The organism is Microbacterium sp. RU33B, from assembly GCF_900155915.1.
Classification (GTDB): Bacteria; Actinomycetota; Actinomycetes; order Actinomycetales; family Microbacteriaceae; genus Microbacterium.
Window position 1 is genome coordinate 1,059,366 of sequence record NZ_FTPO01000001.1, and the last position, 21,709, is coordinate 1,081,074.

Genomic DNA, 21,709 nt, shown 5'->3' on the forward strand with positions numbered 1-21,709 from the left:
AAGATAAGCTCGTCTGCCGGCGTCCCCGTCGCGCGCACCATGAACCGCTTCGAAAGTTGGAGCGGAGTGAGGTTCGGGTCCACTGACCGACCCGCTTCAAGAACCTCCTCGGCCAGCTCGAGCGCCGCGAAGCGAAACGCCACCTACATTGCCCCTCGGACAAGCTCAGCTGGCTGTCGCACCGCGACCTCTCCATAGGTGCTCTGAAACTGCGCGGTCGCGGTCCCCTTCTCGTCATCGGTCCCGCCCGACTGGACGGTGACAGACCCGACCGTTCTCATCACGAAGAAGTTGCCGACCTTGTCAGCCGTGAACCGGCGGCCGACGGCAGTGTGGACGAGCGATTCGTCGCCAGCGCGCATTTCCCTTGCGGCGCGGCGACCGACATCTACCGTCAGGTCTGCGAGCACATCGAGAGCGAGACGCGGGGAAGTGGTGAGTTGGGCTGCAACGGCGCGCAGATCTTCGAGACTCTGCTTGGCAGCCTTCTCAGGCACTTGGTTCGGCACGAGCTTGCCGCGCAGTGTCCCATTTGGTTGCGGCCACAAGGCGGTCCGCAAGTGCGTCAACCTCGGCAATGGATTGGTCTCGTCCACATCGCTCCTCGGCCGCGAGCCTCGCGCGACGACGTCACCCAGCTACTCAGTCCCACCCACGTGGCACGCCGCTCGATACCATTCGCCTGAGGAGAGAGAGGGCGACTCATGGCGGAGCTCAGCGTGCGTGACCGGTACCTTCTGCAGCGTCGCGCCCTTACCGACGAGGAGCGCGATGAGTACGACGCTCTAGAAGATACTGTCGGAACGGCCTGGCTTCCGGTCGAAAAGCGAGCCGTCGCCATCGGGTCCTCCTTGGCGGGCGCCATGTTCGCGGTGAGCGCGGGATTCTTCATCGCAACGTGGGGACGAGTCGAAGGAGCGGCAGGGGGATGGCTCATCGCCCTGACCGTCGCATCGGGTGTTGCGCTGTTCGGCGGTCTGATTGCGGCGCTCGTGCTCGGCCGACGAGTGCGGAACCCGGCGCGTGCGAGACTCGCCGAGCTTCGCGATATCGGCAAGGGGCGGCTCTCTGGTCGGCCGGCAATCAGACGCGATACGAGTTCTTTCGAGCGCTCCCGGTTCCCCGTCACGAAGGTGTACGACCCAAGCCGCTACTACGCCGCGGGTGGTCGAGCAACAGCGCGTGGGGTGGCCGAGACCGGAATCGGTGACGTGGACACTTACCGCAACAACGTCATCGAGCGCGAGTGAGCTGCCGAACGATAGACCTGAGGCCGGTCACGCCTCGTCGTCTGCCGGAGGCCACTCAGGCGAGTCAATGAACTCGATGTTCAGGTCGTACACGATGACGGTCTCCATATCGTCCACAAATCGCTCCGTCGTGCCGAGGTCGTGCTCGCTCTGCGGCGGTCGGTGCATGTGATCGTTCAGACGCTCACGGATATGTGGGTCGTCGCCAGCGCGAAGGCTGGCGTAGATGGCCGGCTTGTACACGCCCTGACGCGCGAGCTTCCGACGTTCAGTGAGCGCATCTCGCAGGGCGACGTTCTCCATTGCCTTCGCGTCTGCGTCCAGTCGGGCTTTGACTGTCTCCTGGGCCTCGCGTTCCGTCTGCTGCTTCGTGAGCGCAATCTGAGCGTCGAGTAGTTCCTCTCCCCTCGCGGTCTTCCGTTCGAGAGCCTCGACCTCACGAATACGTACATCGGCCTCGACACGGTTCAGTTCGGTTCGAGAGATCATTTCTCCCACCGCTGCGACCTCCTTGACGGCCCGCGCTATCTGATAGACGGCCCACGAGGCGGCGCCAACGACGACGACGACCGTGAGCGGACTTCCGTAGCGTGCGCCGATGATTCGCATGTCGCTGGCGGCGGCGAGCTGGCGAGTCGGCATTAGCCAACCGCCGCCTTCGCACACTCCGCTGATGGCGCTCATGATCTCCGCGTACTCAGCGACTGAAAGGTCGTCTGGGAGCTTCCGGGAGAACCGAACGTACGGCGGCGGGGGAGAGGAGCTCGTCATCGACACGTCCTGACGTTATCGCACGCTGAGAACGCAGTTGCCGGCATCCGGTCTCGTCACGTGCCCCGTCGCAGAATGATGGCGAACCATCCGGTTCTCCTGCGAGGCGTCACCTGCGGCTGGGTGCGTTCAGGCGTCGTGTCCACCACCGCCGCATCGCTCACCTGACGAAGCCGGTCGCGGCGGGCCTCCAGCACATCCACTCGCCTCGAGGTCGCAACCTGACCGAGCCAACCCCACCTCCGCGGCGGGATGACAAGCGGAAGTAGGGTGCTGGCGACGAGCACGAGATACCAGACCAGTGAGACGAGCCCCATAACCTTCGTGGGCTCACTTAGCTGCGCAACCGGGTTTATCACCTCGACGAGCACAACGCCCATGCCGACGATGAAGGCAATCACGTGAACGCCCAGAAGGACCTCTCGTCACGGAAGCCTGAAAGCTCAAGCACGAAACGGCACCCAACGGTCAGGCCAACAAACGCCGTGAGGACGACTGCGCCGAACGCCGCCGTCATTGCCCACAGCGCCGGCATGTAGTCAAGCGAGCCCCAGGCGCCGAGATGAGCGAGCAGCACCGGCGTGAGTACAGCCAGAACGGTTGCACCGAACCACCCGAACAAGACGAGCGCCGCGACACCGTTGGCATCTCGGACTCGCAGCCGGCCAGTCGCACGGGTCAGTAGCGACTCGGCACGCTCAAGACTCGCTTGAAGCTGCTTCTCTCGAAGGTCAGCGGAAAGGGGCAACACCTCGGTCAGCACGACGGTGACTGCGATGACGACCACGCCGAGCCCGACGCCGGCGACGAGACTGTCCAGCACCGCGTCGTCCGAGTCGTGCGGCGCGAGAAGAGCGACGGCACACAGCACTGCCCATGTACTACCGAGGAGACCGCAGTGGAGCGCGGTGCCCACAACGAAGCCAGGCGCAAACCGGCTCGCCTTTACGACCGCGAGGGCAAGCAGCGCTGTAATCAACGTCGGCAAAACTGGGTCGACTGTGTGGGAGAAGGGGAGCGCCGCCACGAAGAGGTCTGAGACGGAGATGCTCGGCGGTTCGAAAACAAGCAGCGCCCAGTTCGCGACCGTCAGGATCGCAAGAGCGCCCAGAACACCTGAGACCGCTACCTTCACCGACCGCACGATGACGCGTCGCAACACGTCGAACTCGAGGATGGAGCGCGCTTACCCCTTATCCATCGATTTGGTCATCGTGTTTACGCGTGCGGGAGCTACAAACGGGCGAGCAGCTCGGACTTCTTCGTCGCAAATTCGTCGTCGGTCAGGATGCCGGCGTCCCGAAGCGATGCGAGCTTGTGCAGCTGCTCGACGACGTCCAGTTGCGGTGCCGGAGCAACCTCGGGAGCAGCCGTCAGCTCCGGTGCTGGGCTAGCTGCAGCGGCCGACTTCGACGGGAAGCGGTCCTTGACGATCCCGGAGACTAGGTCGAATGCTTTGTCAGTGATTGTCGGCTTGTCCTCGACCACGGGCACGACTTCAACAGGGACCGGCTCCGAATACACGCGCTGAGCATCGAGCACCATCGCGAAATGCTTGAACATTGAGTCGGGAAGCTTGAAGAGCGACTGCTTGCCGTCGGCCCAGTCAACGCGGACAGTGTGCGACGGCCCCATCGCGTCGACGGTCGCCCCAAACGCGGCGGATGCGGCCTTGCCGAACTGGCCCGGAAGAACTGCGCCGACCACAGCCTGACCGACGGCGCCGAGGGGGTTGCCCTTGCTGTCGGTTGGCAGCTCTTCCCACTCGGCGATGTTCTCCGGCAGCAGGCGCCGCATCTTCAAACCCGCCTGAACGACGAGCGTGCTACCGACCGGCGTCGAGATCGTCGCGCCCCTGTAATCCCCGCCGACAACGCGGCCATATCCCACCACGAGAGCACTCTAGTAGATCGCGTCTACACGGCTCGCGACACGACGCCGACCCGCGAATCTCTCGCTGTCAGAGCTCTCGTGCCCGACGCTGCCCGGCAACCGTTGCCTGCGCGTGCGCGGTGCCGCTGATAGTCCACGTCACCCGTCCGATGAGTCCGTCGTACTCGAGAACGGTCACGAGCGCGTGCACGGTCTCTCTGTCTTCGTCGAACCCGCGAGTCTGGTTGGTATTCACGAGGAGCGCGAGCAGCTGGTCGAGCAGCGCGTTCACATCGACCCCACGAGCCTTCAGCAAAGCGAGCCAGGTCTGAGCGCGGAAACGCATGATGGTCGACCCGCCGAAGCTCCTCGACACCTCCACAAGACCCTGCTCGGCAAGCGACGCGATGGCCTCCTCGACGAGCGCCGTGGAGAGGTCCAGATCGGAAAGTCTCTCCAGCAGCTGAGTTGCGCCGAAACCGCCAGCGCCACGCTCCAGGATCAGGTCGGCGGCGGCGTTCAGCACGGCGTCATCCACCGGGTTCGGGAGCATCTTCGGCGCGCGACGAGAGTAAGCCGGAGGCGACCCGAGCGGGGGAGCGAGGTCGGAACCGAAGAGCGTCCCGACGATGTCCTGCACGGCGCCTTCGAGACCGAGCTTCGAAACAGACACCCAGCGAAGATGCTGCAATGCGGGCGGCACCTCCACGTCGTCAATGAGTACAGGGATGAGACGCGTCCCTCGATTGATGCGACGGACAACGCCCGCATCGAGCTCTTCGCGTACCCACGGCTTCCCCGCGCTTGTCTCGGACAGGACCACGATGAACACGTCGGCGCCCTCGATGCCGTGAGCGAAGACCTTGTCCACCAGTGAGTCCCCGGCGCGGATCTCCCACTCGTCTACCCACGCATCGACACCTGCAAGACGAAGCTTCGTTGCGAACTCGACGACGAAGGAGTCCTTGTCCTCGCTGGCGTGGCTGATGAAGGCTTTGGGCTGTGGGACGTCCGGCATGCGCTCAGGGTAGCGGCGAGCGCCGACAGCGCGACGAACTACTCGGTCGCCGTGCACTCCGCCGCATAAGCAGCCTCGAAATCTGCGAGGTCGGACTCGAGCTGGGGACCGCCGGCTTGCAAATAGACCGACCACATCTCGGTCGCGCCGGGCGGCACGTACGCACCGCCTTCGCGAGCGATGTCTCGCCATGAGCCGCCTTCTCCCTCGGTCAGAGCCTCTCGCCAGCCACCACCTTCGCCCTGAATCGGCACCCAGGCCGCAGGCCGCGCTCCCGCTGCGCCGCCGCCTGCTGCCCAGACCTGGTCCAGGAGTGTGGAATGCGAGGTCTGCATGCCAGCGAGGTCCGTCTGGGCCTGCGCGCACATCGCGGCATGCTCCTCCTCCGCCACCCGCTCGGCCTCTGCACGCGCACCACCGACAACGAGGTTGACCGTCACGAAGGCCACGACGACCGTGATGCCGACGGGCAGCCATATCCATCGCCGCCACGAAGCCCAACTCTTGCACAGTGCGCCCATCCAAATGCCTGCCACGAGTGCAACGAGGCCGCCAGTAGACCACTCGAGAGCGACGGGCAGCCCCAAGCTCGCGACGGCAATCATCTGAGTCACCGTGGAGGCTGCAGCGACGACGAGAAAGGTCGCACCGCCGAAGCCCAACGGGTTTCGCTTCGCTGTTGGCTTGGTGGGTGAATCGGCGGTCACGCGAAAACCCTAGTGGCGGCACGGGCTCGACCTCGCCACCATTCGCCAGACGTTGCCACAATTCGCTCTCCGAGCTGGGCGCTTCATTCGACGGGGCGAGCTCCGTGATCTACGACACTTATCGGGGTGGTCGCACGCGCCGCATCGCACCGCGCATAGAGTTTGCATGACTGCAAAAGCATCCATGACGAACCGGCCGTCCGACCCGCCGGCTCTGCTCGACCAGCACCAGGTCGCACACCTCCTCGGAGTCAGCTCTCGAACGCTCGAAGACTGGCGCATGATGAGCCAGGGACCGAGCTTCCTCAAGCTCGGATACCGCACCGTTCGATACGAGCTCTCCGCCATCGAAACGTTCATCAAGGGAGCTCGCCGTGGCACGGCCGCAGCTTGAACCGGGGACGCACGGCAAGGTCTCGCTGCGACTCCGCGGGAGCACCTGGCAGGCCCGAGCGAGCGGGCGGACCCTTGGCGGCGAGCCACTCGACCTGACGGGCAAGGGTGCGACCCCAGAGGAAGCGACGGAGGCCCTCGACAGGGCGTTTCGAGAGCTCACGTTCTTCGCTGACGCGCAGCTGACAGAGAACTCCACCATCGCCATGGCCATCGACGCTTGGCTCGTCAACAGGCAAGCGGCGGTGTCGGCAGGAATGCTCAAGCCGCAGAGCTACGAGAAGTACGTGTCGAGCTCTCGCTCGGTCAAGAAGGCGCTGGGGGCCCTGCCTCTGCACGAGGCGCGCGCACGCGTCATCCTGCCCTACCTGGAGCAACTCGTTATCAAGCGCGGTGCCGCGCGCGGTCGCGCGTTCCGTATGGTCCTTCGTGGTGCTTTCGATACCGCCATATCCCGAGAGGCGATGAGCCACGACCCGCTCGTGAAGGCGCCCGCTTATCGCAGCGCCACTCGAGTTCAGCCGAGTCTCACGAAGGAGCAGTTCGGCGCGATGCGCAAAAGCATCCAGAGCTGGGGTGAGCACCCGCGCCGTCGGAGCGACTGGCGCAAGCTCCTCGGCATCCTCGATGTCTCGATGGGTACGTCTCTCCGCATCGGTGAAGTGCTTGCCATCCGGCCCGTCGACATCTTCCTCGAAGACGGTCAGCCCATGGTCGATGTCAACGGCACCATCGTCGAGGTCGAAGGTCGACTCACGCGTCAGCCCATCCCCAAGCACGCGGACCAGGAGCGGGTTATCCCCCTTCCGACCCCGGTTGCGCTGACGCTAGGTGAGCTGGCGTCTCGCGTCGGGCCTCGAGGACTTCTCTTCGGCACCCGAAGCGGCGAGCCCGACGGAAACCCGAATCGGCTCATCAAGGCCTGGCGAAAGTCCGTCGAGGGCCAGGAGTGGATGCGGGAAGTGGAGCTGAACGCCCACCAGGTGACGTTCAAGCTCATGCGCCGCAGTGCGGCGACTCAGACGCGAAAGCGAATGGGAACCGAAGCAGCAAGCACCCTGCTGGGACACAAGTACACCTCGACCACCGAAGGTCACTACAGCACCCGACCGCGAGTCGATGTTGAGACCGCACGCGTGCTCGAGGAGATGTGGGAGACAAGCGCTTAGCAACGTTATGGGGTGCTCCGCGATGAGTGTGGAGCACCCATCATCGTGGTGCAGTCTACGAAGGTAGACGGCGGGTGCTCCCCTCGTCCTGACCGTGCAGCAACGGGTGCCTTGACCGTGTCTGGCGTTCACGCGACCGACCCTGCCGCGCGAGAACGGCCCTGGCAGTGGATCGTTTCGGGAAGAATGGCCGACTATCGCGCAGCGCGCCGTGATTCTGCGATGCGAGATGCAGGCTAGAAATGGGGTTGACTCGCGACATTCACCCCCCAGCTCACCCGGAGTACCTGTGCGACTCACACGCCTCACCATCACCGGTCATGCCCTTCTCTCTGACTTGGACTTCGAGATACGAAACCACCTAGTCATCGTGGGCGCGAACGACGTCGGAAAGACCTCCATTCTTCGGCTGCTCAACCTCCTCCTCGGCGCGTCCGTCCAGCAGCTCTATCAGAGCCTCACGGCGTCGGACATAAGGGAAGGGGCGGACGCGCTGACCGTCAGCGCGCGATTAGAGGGGATAGAGCAAGACGAGAGTGCGCTGTTCCCCTTCGCTATTTCGCTGCACGAGGATGAGGACTTTCTCGCTATTCAGTTGGAGGCACGTGTTGCAGATGACGACGGCGAGAGCGTGACAATTGAGCGGTTCTTCCCCGACTCGGGCAGTCGACGAGGACCTTCGCGCGAGCAGCTCCAAACCATCGGTTGGCGTTACCTCCCGGCGAATCGAACTAGCGGCGCTGACTACATGGAAGGCCGGTTCAGCCCGCTCAGGTCGATGCTTCAGACCGCGGCCGCGGAAGAGGAGCTTGGCGACTTGGGCGGGCTGCTCGAGCAGTTCAACGAAACGTTGGCGGCAAGCCCGGCTCTCACGGCGCTTCGCGCTGACATCGCTGCCCATCTTTCGCGTGCCGTGCCGCGGACCTACACAGATGACTCACTGGTCCTACGCACCAAGGCAGACCCTCGCGAAGAGCCGCTGCAAGACGTCTCAGTGTTCCTGCGGGAAGGTGATGCACTGAAAGGACTGGCGGAGCAGAGCGACGGCATGCGCCAACTAATGGCGCTCACGTTCTTCGACTTGGCCCAATCGACTGCGAACATCGTCGCCGTGGATGAGCCGGAGATTCACCTCCATGCGTCCAGCCAGCGAACCGTAGCATCGCTTTTCGTCGAGTCACCCCGTCAGAGACTTGTCGTGACCCACTCGCCGTACATCGTCCAACGCTTCGAGCCAAAGCACGTACTCGTCGTTGACCCCGACCGGCGAGTCCACCAACTCGGCGCTTCCAGTTTTACCGAGGTTGAGAAAGAGCAGGCGCAGTGGTGGTCACCCCAGCTACTTGAAGGATTGACTGCTCGCCGAGTCTTGTTCGTCGAGGGCCTCGCAGACCGCATCATCCTCGAAGCGGCGGCAAAGGCGGTCGACCTGAACCTCGACCGGCTAGGTGTCACGGTGTTCGCGCTCGATGGTGCAGACAAGTTCAAGCATGTTCTGAAGGTCGTCGGCCCGAAGGGATTCGGGCTTGCCCTGGCAGGACTCTGCGACGAGGACCGCGAACAGTCATGGGCAACGACTCTGAAGCTCAAGCCCGCGACGCTTGGCGAGGCCGGATTCTTCATCGCGAAGAAGGATCTCGAGCACGAGTACTGTCGCGCCCTCGGCGCTGGCGCCGTGGTGGAGGCGCTGATCTCAGGAGGCGCTGTCCGGGAGCAGGGGATCCTGCAATCAACGGGGGCGAGCAGTACCGACGAGCTAACGGATGATGCCGTGGCGACCTTCCTGACAACCAGCGACACACGCAAGGTCCCAGCCGCAAGAGCGGTGGTTCCATTCCTCACCGAGGCCGTCGTAGGGGCGAGTCCGGCGCTCTCCGGCCTTCTGAACTATCTTCGAGGGACGACCTGATGACCATCGTGGCCCCGGTCGGCGCCCAGGTGCGCGCGGTCGAGAGCGATGCAGAACTCCTGATGGTCCTCGCTCCACCCGGATGCGGCAAGACGGAAGTGCTAGCCATGCGCGCCGCACACCTCCTCAGGTCCGGCGCAGTCGAGGACGGGCGAAAAGTACTTGCTCTGACCTTCACCAACCGCGCGCGCGACAATCTTCGACACCGACTTGTACGTCAACTTGGCGAGCAGCGCATGCGAAGTAGAGTCACCGTCGCCAACTTTCATGAGATTAGCGCGCGCCTACTCGACGCGCACCATCGGCTCGTTGGCTTGGAACCGGGCTATCAGTTCCCGCGCCCAGCCTGGACACGCTCGACCATGATGGCCATCACCTCGAACAGGGATCGGGCAAGTCGAGCGTTCGAGGTTCTCAGCCTCCTAAAGCGCGAGCCCTACACCGATGCCGAGATCGAGGAAGGTCTCGAGTCAGAGGGCGAGAGCGTCGCACTGGCCTTCGAACGTAAGCGCAAGGAGGAGCGATTCCTCGACTACGGCGACTTGCCACGCTATGCACAGCTTATTCTTCGCAATTCACGCGCTGCCGCGCTCTTTCAGTCGCATTTCCGGGCAGTGCTTGTGGATGAATTCCAGGACCTCAGCCTGCAGCAGTATGAAATCGCACAGGCATTGTGCGCACGTAAGGCGACGTTCGTTGGAGACCCGTACCAGGGAATCTTCACCTGGGCGGGCGCTCAGCCGACGGAGGTTCATGCGGACCTCAGGTCCCGCGCCGACGAAGTCGTTGACCTCGACGTGTCCTTTCGGTCTTCGCCGGCAGTCCTCGACGTGGTCAATGCGGTGTCTTCCTCGCTAGGCTGCGCCGCCTTAACCGCAGTTGACCCAGACGCGTGGAGCAAGGGCGGTCATGCGTATGCCGCTGCATACGCCAGTGACGTCGAGGAGGCCGACGGCATCGTGTCCCTCACCGATGACCTCGCATCCAGATTTCCGCAGGACACCATTGGTGTTATCTGCCGGGCCGCCTATAGGCGTGGCGCTCTGGACCGTGCGTATGAGCGCGCAAGGCACCACCCTCAGTTCTGGGATATCTCGCTCGATACACCGCGAGTCGCGCGGCTGTTGAAGCTTCACGCGCGACACGTTGACATCGAGCAGGACTTCGTTGACCAGGTAGCGGAGCTTCGCAGTCGCGTGAGCGACTCGCTTCAACGGTCGGACATCGACACGCTGAAGGAGGTGTCCGACGCTTGTGACCAGCTAATGGACTACGCAGGTGACGACGTTACCGTGCGTACGCTCATGAGTCGCCTCCGTGACCACACCGTCGTCGCTTCCATCGCTCCCGGTGTGCACGTGCTAAATGCGCACGTCGGGAAGGGGCAACAGTTCGACTGGGTCGTCGTGATGGGGCTTGAGGAAGGTCATGTGCCCGGGGGTAGGTCGGTCACCGTGGCGGCAATCGAGGAGGAGCAACGCGTTCTGCTCGTGATGCTCTCGAGGGCGCGGAAGGGTCTATTTCTCACTCATGCGACGAGCAACACCAACCAGTGGGGGAAGACATTCAGCAACTCCGAATCTCGCTGGTGGGAAAAAATCGAGTCCGCCTGCAAGGCAATGCCCAGAAGTATCGCGAAGCTCATGAAGGTCACATAGCCTGCCGCCGCGGGGAGAGGCCTACCATCGCTGGTCGCGTTCACTCCAAGTCCCGCATCGCGATGTCCCTCAGTCGAACTGCGTCCTCAAGCCCAACGAGGCGAATCAGCTCGCCCTGCTCATGGTCGTGGTCGTCGGCGGCAGTGAACGCGAGCTCCCCGATGACCTCGGCAAGGCTGTGCGGCCGGTCTAAGTCGAAGTGCGTTGAGGTCGCTGGAAGGGAGTAGTGGACGATTGCCGGCACACCGGTGAGGTCGCTGGCCAGCCTGGCGGTGAAGCCGAGCGCGTAGCTTGCTTCCTCGGCGAGGGAATGTTCCCCGCGGACGTTATGCGTAACCGCGACGCTAGCGGCCGCCGTCAGCAGTTCGGAACGGATCCAGCTGCGCGCGGGCGTTGAATGGGTCAGACCCGCCGGCTGGTTCAACTGAGTGCTCATGTTTGGATTCCTCAAGGGTGTGGTGGTGAGGGCTTCGCGGGGGCCTCTCGCTCCCGCCAACCAGACATGCGCGGCCCTGATTCGAATCATGGCCACCGCACACCTCCGGTCGCCAAGACGACGAGGCGCGAGGCGTCTGCCTGCGTGGTGCGGGGCAAGCGGCACATGCGCCGCTCGCTGGTGCGTCTCCGCGACCGGACATCCGAGTCCTCGCGTTGCTCGGCTACACCGTCGCGGGTGACGGAAGTATCTGCCTGTAGCAGGAGCCGAGGCCACCGAAGACGTCGACGAATTCCTGGATGCGGGCGCCGAGGTACACGAGAACGACGGGGAAGGGCGCGTCGCCGGTGGCGTCGCCGAACCGAAGCCGTCCCCGAACGAAGCAGCGAGCGTAGGGGGCGAGTCGATCCATCCACGCGGTGTTCACGCGCGCTGGAAGTAGGCAGATCGCTTCCGTGACGCGACCGGCCGTGTACTCGTCGACGAGCTTCGCGACCCATTGGCCGGGGGAGCCCTGCGAGTCCCATGGCGGATTCAGGAAGACTCTCCCGTTCCACCCTCGTGACAGCCCGTCATCGGCCCGTGTGAAGTGAGCCCGCGCCATGACCCACGGCTCGCCTTCGTTGGATGCGGGATCTAAGTCGATCTCACCGAAGAGTTCCGTTACGAGGTTGAGCACGTGGGGTGGGGTGTACCACTCGGTGGAGCCGCTGGCACGGCGAAGCCGGTGGTACTCCGCGACGAGGACCTTATCCTTGCCGGCGGCGCGGATGAGTTCGGCCGCCGCGCGTACCGCAATCAGGCCGCGCTGGACGTCATCGACCAACTCCTCGGGCGCATGGTCGATGACGACCTTCCCGTCCCGCACAGACCGTTCACTGATGCCCAGTCGCTCGGCGGCGTCGCGTTGGGTGAGGAGCGCGGCAGCGTTGCCATCGCGGCGCCCTCCGTGGGTGAACGTTGCGAGCCTGGCCGCCACGAGTGCGCGGGCGCTCTCGCTGAGGTGGCGGCGGTGCGAGTTCGTGTCCACCACGAACTCGAGCGCCTCGCGATCCGTGCCCGCGAACTCGACGAACCTCGGTGTGACTCTTGCGATCTCGCACGCTCGAAGCCGATTCCGGCCATCGAGGACCGTTCCGTCCTGGCGGGTCACGATGGGCTCGCGCAGGCCATTGCGGTGTATCGAATCTGCCAGCTCCGCCAGCTCCGCCTGCCCCATCAGTGGATAGATCTCGGCGATGGGGCTGACTGCGCGGTCGGTCACAACCTCATCTTCGGCCCCGCCGTGGGTCGCGGCCGGGAGTGACGCACCGGGACGGGGAAGACCGCGCATGAACAGGTCATGGATGACAGCACCAAGACCCCATTCGACAAAGCGCTCGCCTCCTACCGGCTCGCCTACCCCTCACCGACGGACCAGACGTGGGCTGACAACGCGCAGCGCCTGCACGACTTCATCGCCGAGCACGGTCGGATGCCGCGCAAGGGCGACGAACCACGGCGCCTCGCGCGCTGGGTCGACACGCAGCGTGTACGCATCGGGAAGACGCAGGAGGGCATCACGGGCGGTCGCATCCCGAAGGAGAAGCGCGACGATGCCAGGCGACGCGTGCTCAACGCGATGCCGGGGTGGGACTGGGGGAGCGGGAAGCCCTCGCCGGTGAACTTGCCCCGTCTCGAGCAACTGCGGGAGTTCGTCATGGCGCACGGCAGGCTACCGTCTCGGTCCGAGCATGTCGATGTGGTGGAGCGGAGCCTCGCGAAGTGGATGCGGCGGAAGGAAAGGAAGTGGAAGGAGAGGGCTGCGCTCGAAGGGCCGCAAGTCCCTCCTTACGAGGGAAGCGCCCGCCACAACCTCGACCTCCTTCACAAGCACTCCAACGGGCTCATCGGCGAACCCTTGGCTGAGTGCGACCGGGTGTACGCATCGGGCAGACAAGAGAGTCCCTACACTCCTGAGCGATGGTGAGCGCCGATGTGCTGGCCTACTCGGCAGTCAGTCGCGCACTGAAGTGGGAGTGCGCGTCCCTGATGTCTGTCGTCTTGGGCGCCCAAGCAGGGGCGGCCCCCGCCGGCGCGGCGAGTATCGGCATCTAGGAGATGAGGCGAAGTGGTTGGGCGGCCAAGCAAAGGAGATCGCGCGCAGGTTGCCGCGAAGCCGAACCGGGAGTTCGCGGAGCTCATCAAGGAGCTCGCTCGTGCGCGAGACATGTCATTCGGAGACTTCATGGTCGCCGTGACTGCCCATGCACTGGGAGTTCCCGGACATGCTCCGTTGCCGGAGGGCGAGCACGCACGCCCCTATGCCGGTGAGCAACCACAGCGTCCGAACGGCGGCGGGCCGGAACCGCGCACGGGCGCCCTCACCCTGGAGCCCAAGACCAAGCGCGTGGGGTCGCCCGGTTGCCACGGGGAACACGGACATCTCCGGTGAGGGTGAGTTACGTGGTGGACGCAAACTACAAGGAGCAGTTCGAGGAGATCGCACGGCGAGCGAACGTCTCCGGTGCCGTCCTTCTAGAGCTCGTCATCGAGCAGCTCGGAGAGGAGCTGGGGCCAAAGGGCATCCCGACTTGGTGGCACACCTCGCCGATACCCAACGCGCAGTCTCCTGCCGACTGCGCATCGCTTCCTTCCGCCGCCGCCGACTCACGCACGATGACCACGACTGAGCGCTGCGTACCCGCCGGCGCGTCCGAAATGAGGAGCTAAATGACCACGGACTCAAGCTCGGCCACCAGCGAGGTCGGCCCGGACTGTGGAGTACCGGCAGCCGATTCGCGACCAATCTGGTGGCGTGCCACCGATGGCGATCCGCCCGCGGCTTGGGTCGAGCGCTTCGACGTGCTCACGAGCGATGCGGCGGCCGACCAGTACGGCCGAGCCGCGGGCATCTTCATCTCACGTGTACGTCGCCGCACGGGTCAGGGGCCGACCTTCTCGGAGTTGTTCCACGAACTCTTCGAAGTCGGCGCCCTACATCCTGAGTGGCCGCCGAACCTGGACTGGCTGACACGCAGGTCCATCCGGGGCTCCTATCGGCTTCACGTCGCTATCCAGTGGAAGCGGAGGGGTTGGATCAGCTGGGACCCTCGTGTGACCCGGAGCCTCCGCGTAGGACGAGTGTTTCGTGAGCACGCCCGCGCGTGGCAGGCGGCGAAAACGCAATGACCGCAGCCAACCTCTTCCGCCCCGTCGTTGCTATCGAGGTAACCGGCTTGCTGGGGTTTCGCATCCCTCCGAACATCGACGCACGGCTGCTGTCCGGCACCAACGCGCAGATCACTTTCCGGCGCGAGCACTATCCGTCACGCTTCGTCGGCGAGCCGGTATGGGACGACTACGGGCAGTATGTCGAGCACTGGTTGTTTCGTGGAACGGGCCCGGACTGGGTCCGGAGTCTTGTCGCGCGCGATGTCGAAGTCGTGTGGGCGAGCCGGTATCAGGAGCACGCCAACAGGTACTTCGCTCCGGCGCTCGACCTCCCCGAACTCCCAGTAGCTGCAGTCAACGACGGACGCTTCCATACGACCGAAGCGGAATGGAAGGCCAGCCAGCTCGGCCGCGGCGCGTACGCAGGACGACCGCTGCTCTGGGTCGACGATGAACTAACGACTTCCGGCCGCCATCTGCTGGAACGTGAACGCAGACCCTTCATGCGCACGCTGACGTGGTCGAAGTACATCCCCGACTCGGCATCGGACAACGACGTACAGTCGATGAACGAGTGGTTGGAGCTTGCTAGCTCTTCCGAGGGTCACCTGCACCTTCGTCAGATGCGCACCCGTTTTGAGGCACTGCGGCGACGTGAGAGATTCTCCACAGGCCAACTTCATGAGGAGTGGGTTGAGATTCGGCGGCGACTCGACGACGTTGTCGACTTCCGGTCCGGACTCGCAGCACCGCTCGCTACCTACGCCATCGAGCACATCGGAGAACTCGACATTCGCGTGGTCGCTCGGATCCGAGAGGAGTGGGGGCTTCCCGTGGATCCAGCAGCTGAAGTTCTTCTGCCGCTTCTCTTTCCGGGCGGCCATCCTTCGCCATGACAAGAGAATTCTTTCGTGAGGAACGCTGCAGGGGCGTCCTCGAGGCTTTCGCGTCGAATCGGCTCGCCGGGCTGCCCCCCCCGTCGCCAGCGGCCATCCAGGATGCGTGGGACTACATAGAGGGCCGTCGCACACTTGACGAGATCATCCACGACGCTCTGCTCCGACATGCTCGCGGCGACGCCGAATCACCAGCGACAGGGCAGGGTCTCCCGTGACACGAGTTCGCGCATAGGGCCAACATGACACGTTTGAACATCACCCCTATCCCCGTCTTCTTCACCATCAATGAGTGCGAGGCATCCGGCGTCGAGCTGGACGACCTCGCGCTCCTCGAAGTCGCTGGCCACACCATCGTGCCCGTGACCGAACTCGCGGGAACGTCCGACCTCACGCTCATCGCCGAAGGCATCTCCATCGAACCCATCGCGCTCGTCAACCGTGACGGTCTCCACACCGAGGCGGGCGTGCTCGTGTGGGAGTACAGCATCCTCCAGCTCGAGCTCATCCTGGACATCGCTGAGGCGCGCGGCATCCGCGCGTTCGATGCCGCGACGTACCTCGCTCGCTGCGTCTTCCCCAAGCTCGGTGTACTCGACTCCGCCAAGAACCCGGTCACCAGACTCGACTCTCTCCCGCGCCACACGAGCGGACTCAGCCAGCGCGCGTGCCACGGCGAGTCCAACTTCCCGCTGACGGTCGTACCCCCCGGCATGGTTTCCGAAGGCCGGCCTGCCGAATGTCACCTTCAGCATCGCCCGGTAGCTCACGGCAAGACCGACTCGGCATCGAGGTGCCCCCGGCCGAACGCGGTCCGGGGGCACCTTCAGGCTCAGCGCGGCGAGACTCGGTTGAGAATCTCCGCGTCGAGTCGGCCGTCTCGCGTAATCTGCTCTTCTCGGCCGGACGAGGGACGCCGACCGCACATGCCGCACGACTGGCATCCCTTCCTGGACGCAGTTGAGGCACAGCCGGGCATCTGGACTCTGACCGCGCAGTATGCGGACCAGCCGTACGCGCGTATCGACATTCGACGCACGCCCATGGGCGTGCGCTACCGCATGGAGGCGTGCGGCCAGGTCATTGGCTTCGCGACGACCCTGCGAGTCGCCCGCGAGCAGGCACATCGGGCACGGTTGGCGAGCCTCGGTCCGGGCGGTCGTCCAATGGCCGATTGGGGTGGCTCGAGCTGGCGGCGCGACCCGTAGGCTCGGCGCACCGGCACGTTCCGAGGCGCCGAACCGCCGACCGCGAGATTTCACCAGGAATGCAGGCGGTGACCGCTGTCAGTAGCGGAGACGCGGCGGGAGTTGCGCCGGACCGACCGCGCCCTTGCCGGTGTTGGGTCGTTCGGCTTCAACGGCATCGAGCACCCAATCGAGTCCGGCCGCGGCGAGCGAGATGTCGGCGAGCACCGGTCTGCCCCCCGTGACTCTCAGGGAGTGATGGACGCCGCGGAGGCCGCCCGCGTTGGTGACGACGGCGCTCATTGCCGCGGGGTTGTCTGGTGTGAACGGCACGGAGCGCGGGTCGAGGAGCCGAGCGGGCTCCCAGATCTGTCCGGTGCCGCCTCGCATCCCGGTGGGGCGCTCCATGGGCAGGCTCCCGAAGTCTGCGACGATCCCGTCACCCGGGAAAAGCCGGTCCCAGCGGGCGACCGCGACCCGGGCTGCGGTGGGGTGAAGTGCGGTGCCGGGGTAGTTGACGATGGCGCGTTGGACGGCCCTCTTCACTTTGCGTTCGACTTCGCCGGCTTCGCCGCGGGATGCGTCTTGCCTGGGAGCGCAGACGAACAGGATGCAGAGGCCGGTGGCTTCGAGGCTGCGGCGGTGGAGGATGGCGACGAGCTTTTCGACCTTGTCGTTGAAGGCGCTGCCGCTCTTGCTGGCTGTCATCTCGACGGCGACTCGGAGTCCGTCGGTTCGCACGAGTGTGAGGTCGGCGCCGTTTTGTGCACCGGTGGTGGGTGCGTCGATGCCGCAGCCGGTGTAGGCGAGCAGGTCCATGCCGCTGAGGGTCTCGCCGAGCACCATCGATACCTGACCGTGTTCCGCAACACGGAGCCCAAACTCTGAGGCGAGGAGGTTGTGACGGGCGTACTGCCGGTCGGTGCTGAATCCGCGGCCGCCGGTCACGGACACCCATTCGGCGTAGGACAGGTACTCTTCGAACTCCTTCTTCGCTGCCGACGGTCGGGCAGGGCGGAGAAGGAGCATGTTGCGGTCGAGGGTGCTGGCGGCGAGGTCGCTCGTGGGCGACCCGACTTCGATGAGTCCGTGCACCCACAGTGCTGTCAGCAGCGACGTGCGTCCGTTCGTGATCCCGGAGATGTTCGTCAGTGCCTCGATTTGTTGCACTGTCATCGTGCGCCACTGCTCCAGTGCGGCCATAACGCACAGGACGTCTTCCCAGAGCCGTCGGGCGTAGACCCGCTCCTTTGCCTCCTCGGCGCTCATCTTCAGCCACGCGGGCATCCGCACGGCGCCTGCAGAGGCGAGGGCGAGGTAGTCGTCGTGGCTGAACCAGCTGGCGGTGCTGCCGCTGCGCCACAGTCGTGCTGTGTAGGGGTCGGTGCGCAGGCTGGTCCGTCGCGGATTCAGTGGGGTGCGGGAGGGAAGCCGCCGCATCTCGATGGCACGACCCCGGTCAGCGAGCGACGTCGCGGCGGCTGAGGAAGCAGGAGCGAGGGAGTTTTCGTTCACGGCCCATACCCTGCGGCAACTCCAACGCGGGTGACAGAGATGCATGCCTCGAGGGGAGTCAGCGTCGCCACCTTGCGTTTGACGTTGCCCGGCATGGACGTGCCGCGGTGTCTGGCGTTGGCTTGTGGCGCGACAGCGCCGAGTACTTCACGCCGCGCGCGACAGCGCTCCTGCTGATCGAGACGGTGAAACGATCCGCATACAAGGAGAGCTCGCGCCGCAGGCGCTCGCTCCACGTATCGGCGCTTCGTGATGCGGTTCGATTGGGCGCCCATTGCTCCGTCACCAGTGCGCCGGCGCGTACACGGTCGAGGCTCGGAGGAGCGTGTTCTGGTGTGGGCCCTCAGCAGGCCGGTGAGCCGGTGGGAGGATCATGAGCTGGACTTTCTAGGAGCTGCGCGGGGGCTCCGAATGGTCGCGCGACGGAGTCGTGCTCGTGGGAAGTTGCGTTGAGCCAAGCGGTCTCGCGTGCGTGTTGCTCAACGCCTCGATGCGTTCAGAACCGTCACCATGAATCGGGGGAGTCCGTACGCACCGTCGCTGGGGTAGAGCGCTTGGTCGTCGACACGTGATGAGTCACACTGCCGCGCACCGTGACGGCGAGATTGCTCACTGCTCGTGAGGTGCGTGGGAATGGGGAGAAGTTCCGCATGAGCGCCAGGCTCGTGGTGGGCGGTTTACGTCCCGTTTTCGGACACGTCACGGCGAGATCCGAGCCGTTTTCTTCGACTGTCGAACGGATGAATGCGCGCTCCGCGCAGACAAGTCAACGAATGGGTCGGGGCATCGTCAAGACCCGCCGCCCGTGTCCTAGAGCTCGCGCATAGAGGCTGTGTTCACGTTCGCCAAGAGAGAGCAACACATGACCCCGACGCACACTGCCACCAGCAAGATGGAAGAACCAACGAAGCTCGAACCCGGCGCGAGCGACCCCCGAGGCGAGAGCACCGCTATCGCCGACCGGCTTAAGCACTTGCCGCTGCCGAACGAGGCAGGGGATGACCTCGGCGTGCGAGTCCACGTCAACGAGAACGGCCGGTGGGCGGAGATTGCCTTTGACATCCCTCGCACCCTCAAGGGGCAGTCGCGGCGCGCGCTCCAGGACCTGCTGTTCCAGCGTGTCTTCTACACCGACGCCGACCGCGTCGCCGACCTTGTTCGGGGTTGCGCTGCCTCGGACTTGTCGGAGGCGACGGCGTTCGCGCGAGGTATCGCCGCCATCGTCGACGAGATCAGGAACGCACTCCGACGCCACTGCCCCTCGGCTTGATCGGGCGACTTGGGAGATCGATGTACTCGCCCCAACGAGGCGGACCATCATCGGACTGGTGCCGGTTCGCTTTCGGTGCGCAGCCAGCTCACTCAACTGGTGAGAACGCGTCGGTTAATTGCATTCTCGAACTCGTTCAGGCTGTCGTGGGCACTGGCCACGCACACCAGGAGGCGCATTTCGTCGGGCTAGAGGCGCGCAGGTGCGGACGGCGCCGGCGTCCAGCGGGTGATCTTGCCCCACCCTGCGCTCGGAGACGGCACGTGCGGGAGCCGGGGAGTGCTCAACCCATGTCGCACGACGTCCGCGCACACCGCGCATAGAGGTGCAAGGAGGGGCCGACGGCCAGTCGCCCCCCAAGACAGGAGGCAACTCTCAACATGATGATTCTCAGCAGTTCCGGCGCCATGCACAGCGACTCCATCGCCCAGGTCTCGACGGAAGGAACGCCCGCCTGGGTCCGGTTCTTCGGCGAGCCCGGGACGCGCGTCACCGAAGACGGGGACCTCGTCATCGACATCCGCGACTCCACGCAAAACGATGCAGGTGCTGACGCGCTCGTCCTGTGGGCAGCGGCACGCAGCTTCTCGCTCGAGGGCATCGACCTGAGGACCGCGGTCTTCTCCCTGTACTTCGCAACCTTGTACAAGGCGCTCGCCGAAGTGACCAATGACTCACCCCTGATGCCCGCCGTCTCAGCCACCTACGCAGGCGAGGACACCGGCCTCGACTTCCGCGTCCTCGTGAACGGTGACTACATCATTAAGAAGCTGGTCGCGGACTTTGACGGCCCGTTCGAGCCGGACCGGGAGGACTACTACAAGGCCATCTCCTGGCGGCGCGGCCTGCTCGGTGATGAGGGAAAGCCGGTGCGCCTGTTGCAACCCGGCGGCGGGGCTTCGGGTTCGGCCGAAGGGCCGCGGGGGGCGGCGACCGACGAGGGCACCGGGCGAGCAGAGGCGAGCGCCAGCGGTGCGTGGTCTCGCGTCTACGGCGACCCGTCGACCCGCATCACGGAGCGGGAGGATATCGTTCTGGACCTCAACGACCTCGTGGACGATGCCCCCGCCATCGCGGCGCTCATGGAGTGGGCAGACCGGCGGAACTTCTCGCTCGACGGAATCGACCTGGAGGTGGCGGTGAAGGTCCTGTGCTACCACTCGGTCCACGAGGCCGTCCGAGAGGTATCGAAGGACTCGCCGATGGTCCCCGACATCGAGGCGGTGTACTCCGGGCAGGCAACCGAATTGGACTTCCGCGTCTGCCTCGACGGTCACCTCGCAGTTCTTTGCTTGACCGTCGCGTTCGACGGGCCATTCACGGAGAAGGCGCACTTGACGGCGGCAATCGAGCAGCGCCTAGGCGCACCCTGGCCGCCGCTCACCTGGGCACAGGACGTAGCCTTCTGACGTCCGCGGTCACCGGCTGGTTCGAGATTCTCCGCACGCCAGCCGGTCGCCATGGACCTGACCGGATGGGTAGTACCCGGAGCCCACGTAGGCCCAGTCGGCGCGGGCTCGATGAGCGGATGAATAGATGTGCGTTCCACGTGCAGCAGGCAGAGAGTGGATCGGGGCACTTCAGGATCGGTGGCACCTGTCCTGAGAGCTCGCGCACAGAGGTCGGGTTCATATTCACCACATCGTGTCGCAGCTCGAACGCATCACGCAGATGGAAGCGGACGGGTCACTCACTGCCGAACAGGCCACCTCGCTAAAGGACAAGCTCATTTCGCGAGCGTGACGTTCTCCTCGTCAACTAGGCCGGCTGGCGTGTCTTCCAGGTTTGCCCTAGGCGCCAGTAGGCGAACACATGCACCTCGATGTGAATCGTGGCCGAGCGCTGGACTCGCCGTCACTTGCATCGTGTGAGGAGCTCCGACACATCAAGCGATACCAGGCGAGCGCCATCAGGTGAGCAGCGGAAGGAAGAAGCCGACGAACGCGGCGACGCCGCACCCAATCCATCCGATTACCAGTCCGCCATCGTCGTCGTCCGTGAGGGCGGAGATCGCCCACCCTCCGAGCCCAGACAGCAGAAAAGCCCACAGGATCATGCCGAAGGCGGCCCCAAGTGCGCCGCTGACAGTGTCTGGCGTCCCTTGCTGCCCAGTGATGCCGTCCAGCGGTATCTCCCCGAACGCGAGTGACCCGAGCACGGCTCCGACGGTCGCGAACACGAGCAGGACGGCGACGACGCCCAGCACGCGCGAGATTCCGCTGACCAGAGGTGGCGTATCACCGACCGTGACGATGACCGGGCTGCGGGAGGCGACAGCATCGCGCATGCTGCGATCCCCGTTCGACGGCGGTCGTGGCGCGCGCTGTGCAGTCAGCGCCGCCCAGAGGCCGGTCAATGCGGAGCCGACGATGGAACCTACGATGGCGGTGACTGCGTAGCCGATGATGGTCGCTTCGTCCGCCCACGGCTGCAGGCTGATAAGCCATCCGCCGGCGATGACCGCCGCAGCGACCAGCAGCGCGAGGAAGACCTTCATGCGCTGAC

Annotated in this window: 22 protein-coding genes; 11 read left to right on the plus strand and 11 right to left on the minus strand. The window is 64.8% G+C overall.

Translation table 11 applies throughout. The features are described 5' to 3' along the window. Nucleotides 1-143: 143 nt before the first annotated feature. Nucleotides 144-596 (minus strand): hypothetical protein, encoded by a 453-nt coding sequence (locus B0B14_RS16320; protein WP_143733632.1) that lies wholly within the window; start codon nt 594-596, stop codon nt 144-146. Between the two features lie 108 nt (nt 597-704). Here B0B14_RS16320 and B0B14_RS05195 point away from each other — a divergent pair, with 108 nt between their 5' ends. Beyond that, complete coding sequence (locus tag B0B14_RS05195; protein ID WP_076680404.1) at nt 705-1,250, plus strand: hypothetical protein; 546 nt, start codon at nt 705-707, stop codon at nt 1,248-1,250. 27 nt (nt 1,251-1,277) lie between these two features. On the opposite strand, the gene B0B14_RS05200 is transcribed toward B0B14_RS05195, so the two are convergent. The 6 genes from B0B14_RS05200 to B0B14_RS16330 all read right to left on the minus strand — a co-directional run bounded on the left by B0B14_RS05200 (nt 1,278) and on the right by B0B14_RS16330 (nt 5,618). Next, nucleotides 1,278-2,027, minus strand: coding sequence for a hypothetical protein (locus B0B14_RS05200; protein ID WP_143733633.1), 750 nt, complete (start codon nt 2,025-2,027; stop codon nt 1,278-1,280). 50 nt (nt 2,028-2,077) lie between these two features. Then, on the minus strand, nt 2,078-2,422 hold the full coding sequence (locus B0B14_RS05205; protein ID WP_076680406.1) for a hypothetical protein: 345 nt from the start codon (nt 2,420-2,422) through the stop codon (nt 2,078-2,080). Beyond that, a complete protein-coding gene (locus B0B14_RS05210) occupies nt 2,419-3,180 on the minus strand; it encodes a hypothetical protein (protein WP_143733634.1) in 762 nt (253 codons plus the stop codon). Before B0B14_RS05210 ends, B0B14_RS05205 begins: the two co-directional genes overlap by 4 nt. Before the next feature lie 74 nt (nt 3,181-3,254). After that, nucleotides 3,255-3,914: an SHOCT domain-containing protein gene (locus B0B14_RS05215; RefSeq protein ID WP_076680408.1), complete on the minus strand. Its 660-nt coding sequence runs from the start codon at nt 3,912-3,914 to the stop codon at nt 3,255-3,257. Nucleotides 3,915-3,981: 67 nt separating this feature from the next. Next, on the minus strand, nt 3,982-4,911 hold the full coding sequence (locus B0B14_RS16325) for a toll/interleukin-1 receptor domain-containing protein (RefSeq protein ID WP_076680409.1): 930 nt from the start codon (nt 4,909-4,911) through the stop codon (nt 3,982-3,984). A 38-nt stretch (nt 4,912-4,949) separates the two neighbouring features. After that, entirely contained in the window at nt 4,950-5,618 is a 669-nt protein-coding gene (locus tag B0B14_RS16330) for a hypothetical protein (RefSeq protein WP_143733635.1), read from the minus strand. A 166-nt stretch (nt 5,619-5,784) separates the two neighbouring features. Here B0B14_RS16330 and B0B14_RS05230 point away from each other — a divergent pair, with 166 nt between their 5' ends. The 4 genes from B0B14_RS05230 to B0B14_RS05245 all read left to right on the plus strand — a co-directional run bounded on the left by B0B14_RS05230 (nt 5,785) and on the right by B0B14_RS05245 (nt 10,747). After that, nucleotides 5,785-6,012: a helix-turn-helix transcriptional regulator gene (locus tag B0B14_RS05230; RefSeq protein WP_256714268.1), complete on the plus strand. Its 228-nt coding sequence runs from the start codon at nt 5,785-5,787 to the stop codon at nt 6,010-6,012. After that, nucleotides 5,993-7,180, plus strand: coding sequence for a tyrosine-type recombinase/integrase (locus B0B14_RS05235; protein WP_076680412.1), 1,188 nt, complete (start codon nt 5,993-5,995; stop codon nt 7,178-7,180). Before B0B14_RS05230 ends, B0B14_RS05235 begins: the two co-directional genes overlap by 20 nt. A gap of 289 nt (nt 7,181-7,469) precedes the next feature. Then, a complete protein-coding gene (locus tag B0B14_RS05240) occupies nt 7,470-9,089 on the plus strand; it encodes an ATP-dependent nuclease (RefSeq protein ID WP_076680413.1) in 1,620 nt (539 codons plus the stop codon). Continuing rightward, nucleotides 9,089-10,747, plus strand: a complete 1,659-nt coding sequence (locus tag B0B14_RS05245) for a UvrD-helicase domain-containing protein (protein WP_076680414.1) — start codon at nt 9,089-9,091, stop codon at nt 10,745-10,747. Before B0B14_RS05240 ends, B0B14_RS05245 begins: the two co-directional genes overlap by 1 nt. A gap of 40 nt (nt 10,748-10,787) precedes the next feature. Here B0B14_RS05245 and B0B14_RS05250 read toward each other — a convergent pair whose 3' ends face one another. Both B0B14_RS05250 and B0B14_RS05255 read right to left on the minus strand, forming a co-directional pair. Further along, nucleotides 10,788-11,183 (minus strand): hypothetical protein, encoded by a 396-nt coding sequence (locus B0B14_RS05250; protein ID WP_076680415.1) that lies wholly within the window; start codon nt 11,181-11,183, stop codon nt 10,788-10,790. A 223-nt stretch (nt 11,184-11,406) separates the two neighbouring features. Next, nucleotides 11,407-12,447: a DNA N-6-adenine-methyltransferase gene (locus B0B14_RS05255; protein ID WP_076680416.1), complete on the minus strand. Its 1,041-nt coding sequence runs from the start codon at nt 12,445-12,447 to the stop codon at nt 11,407-11,409. A gap of 78 nt (nt 12,448-12,525) precedes the next feature. Here B0B14_RS05255 and B0B14_RS05260 point away from each other — a divergent pair, with 78 nt between their 5' ends. The 4 genes from B0B14_RS05260 (at nt 12,526) to B0B14_RS16165 (ending at nt 16,440) form a co-directional block, all read left to right on the plus strand. Then, nucleotides 12,526-13,152 carry a helicase associated domain-containing protein gene (locus B0B14_RS05260; RefSeq protein ID WP_076680417.1) on the plus strand — a complete coding sequence of 209 codons (627 nt, stop codon included), beginning with the start codon at nt 12,526-12,528 and terminating at the stop codon, nt 13,150-13,152. Between the two features lie 476 nt (nt 13,153-13,628). Then, a complete protein-coding gene (locus tag B0B14_RS05265; protein ID WP_143733636.1) occupies nt 13,629-13,895 on the plus strand; it encodes a hypothetical protein in 267 nt (88 codons plus the stop codon). A 455-nt stretch (nt 13,896-14,350) separates the two neighbouring features. After that, on the plus strand, nt 14,351-15,232 hold the full coding sequence (locus B0B14_RS05275; protein ID WP_076680419.1) for a hypothetical protein: 882 nt from the start codon (nt 14,351-14,353) through the stop codon (nt 15,230-15,232). A 251-nt stretch (nt 15,233-15,483) separates the two neighbouring features. Then, nucleotides 15,484-16,440 (plus strand): hypothetical protein, encoded by a 957-nt coding sequence (locus tag B0B14_RS16165; RefSeq protein ID WP_143733637.1) that lies wholly within the window; start codon nt 15,484-15,486, stop codon nt 16,438-16,440. Nucleotides 16,441-16,518: 78 nt separating this feature from the next. Here B0B14_RS16165 and B0B14_RS05285 read toward each other — a convergent pair whose 3' ends face one another. Then, entirely contained in the window at nt 16,519-17,934 is a 1,416-nt protein-coding gene (locus B0B14_RS05285) for a hypothetical protein (RefSeq protein WP_143733638.1), read from the minus strand. A gap of 862 nt (nt 17,935-18,796) precedes the next feature. Here B0B14_RS05285 and B0B14_RS05290 point away from each other — a divergent pair. Then, nucleotides 18,797-19,204, plus strand: coding sequence for a hypothetical protein (locus tag B0B14_RS05290; protein WP_143733639.1), 408 nt, complete (start codon nt 18,797-18,799; stop codon nt 19,202-19,204). A 380-nt stretch (nt 19,205-19,584) separates the two neighbouring features. Continuing rightward, nucleotides 19,585-20,613, plus strand: coding sequence for a hypothetical protein (locus B0B14_RS05295; RefSeq protein ID WP_076680422.1), 1,029 nt, complete (start codon nt 19,585-19,587; stop codon nt 20,611-20,613). A 500-nt stretch (nt 20,614-21,113) separates the two neighbouring features. Here B0B14_RS05295 and B0B14_RS05300 read toward each other — a convergent pair whose 3' ends face one another. Next, nucleotides 21,114-21,701, minus strand: coding sequence for a hypothetical protein (locus tag B0B14_RS05300; RefSeq protein WP_076680423.1), 588 nt, complete (start codon nt 21,699-21,701; stop codon nt 21,114-21,116). Between the last annotated feature and the right edge of the window lie 8 nt (nt 21,702-21,709).

Coding starts and splice junctions, on each gene's coding strand:
- B0B14_RS05195 (WP_076680404.1), top strand. CDS start 705: ATGGCGGAGCTCAGCGTGCGTGACCGGTACCTTCTGCAGCGTCGCGCC.
- B0B14_RS05275 (WP_076680419.1), top strand. CDS start 14,351: ATGACCGCAGCCAACCTCTTCCGCCCCGTCGTTGCTATCGAGGTAACC.
- B0B14_RS05245 (WP_076680414.1), top strand. CDS start 9,089: ATGACCATCGTGGCCCCGGTCGGCGCCCAGGTGCGCGCGGTCGAGAGC.
- B0B14_RS05260 (WP_076680417.1), top strand. CDS start 12,526: ATGGATGACAGCACCAAGACCCCATTCGACAAAGCGCTCGCCTCCTAC.
- B0B14_RS05230 (WP_256714268.1), top strand. CDS start 5,785: ATGACTGCAAAAGCATCCATGACGAACCGGCCGTCCGACCCGCCGGCT.
- B0B14_RS05290 (WP_143733639.1), top strand. CDS start 18,797: ATGACCCCGACGCACACTGCCACCAGCAAGATGGAAGAACCAACGAAG.
- B0B14_RS05250 (WP_076680415.1), bottom strand. CDS start 11,183: ATGAGCACTCAGTTGAACCAGCCGGCGGGTCTGACCCATTCAACGCCC.
- B0B14_RS05295 (WP_076680422.1), top strand. CDS start 19,585: ATGATGATTCTCAGCAGTTCCGGCGCCATGCACAGCGACTCCATCGCC.
- B0B14_RS05300 (WP_076680423.1), bottom strand. CDS start 21,701: ATGAAGGTCTTCCTCGCGCTGCTGGTCGCTGCGGCGGTCATCGCCGGC.
- B0B14_RS16325 (WP_076680409.1), bottom strand. CDS start 4,911: ATGCCGGACGTCCCACAGCCCAAAGCCTTCATCAGCCACGCCAGCGAG.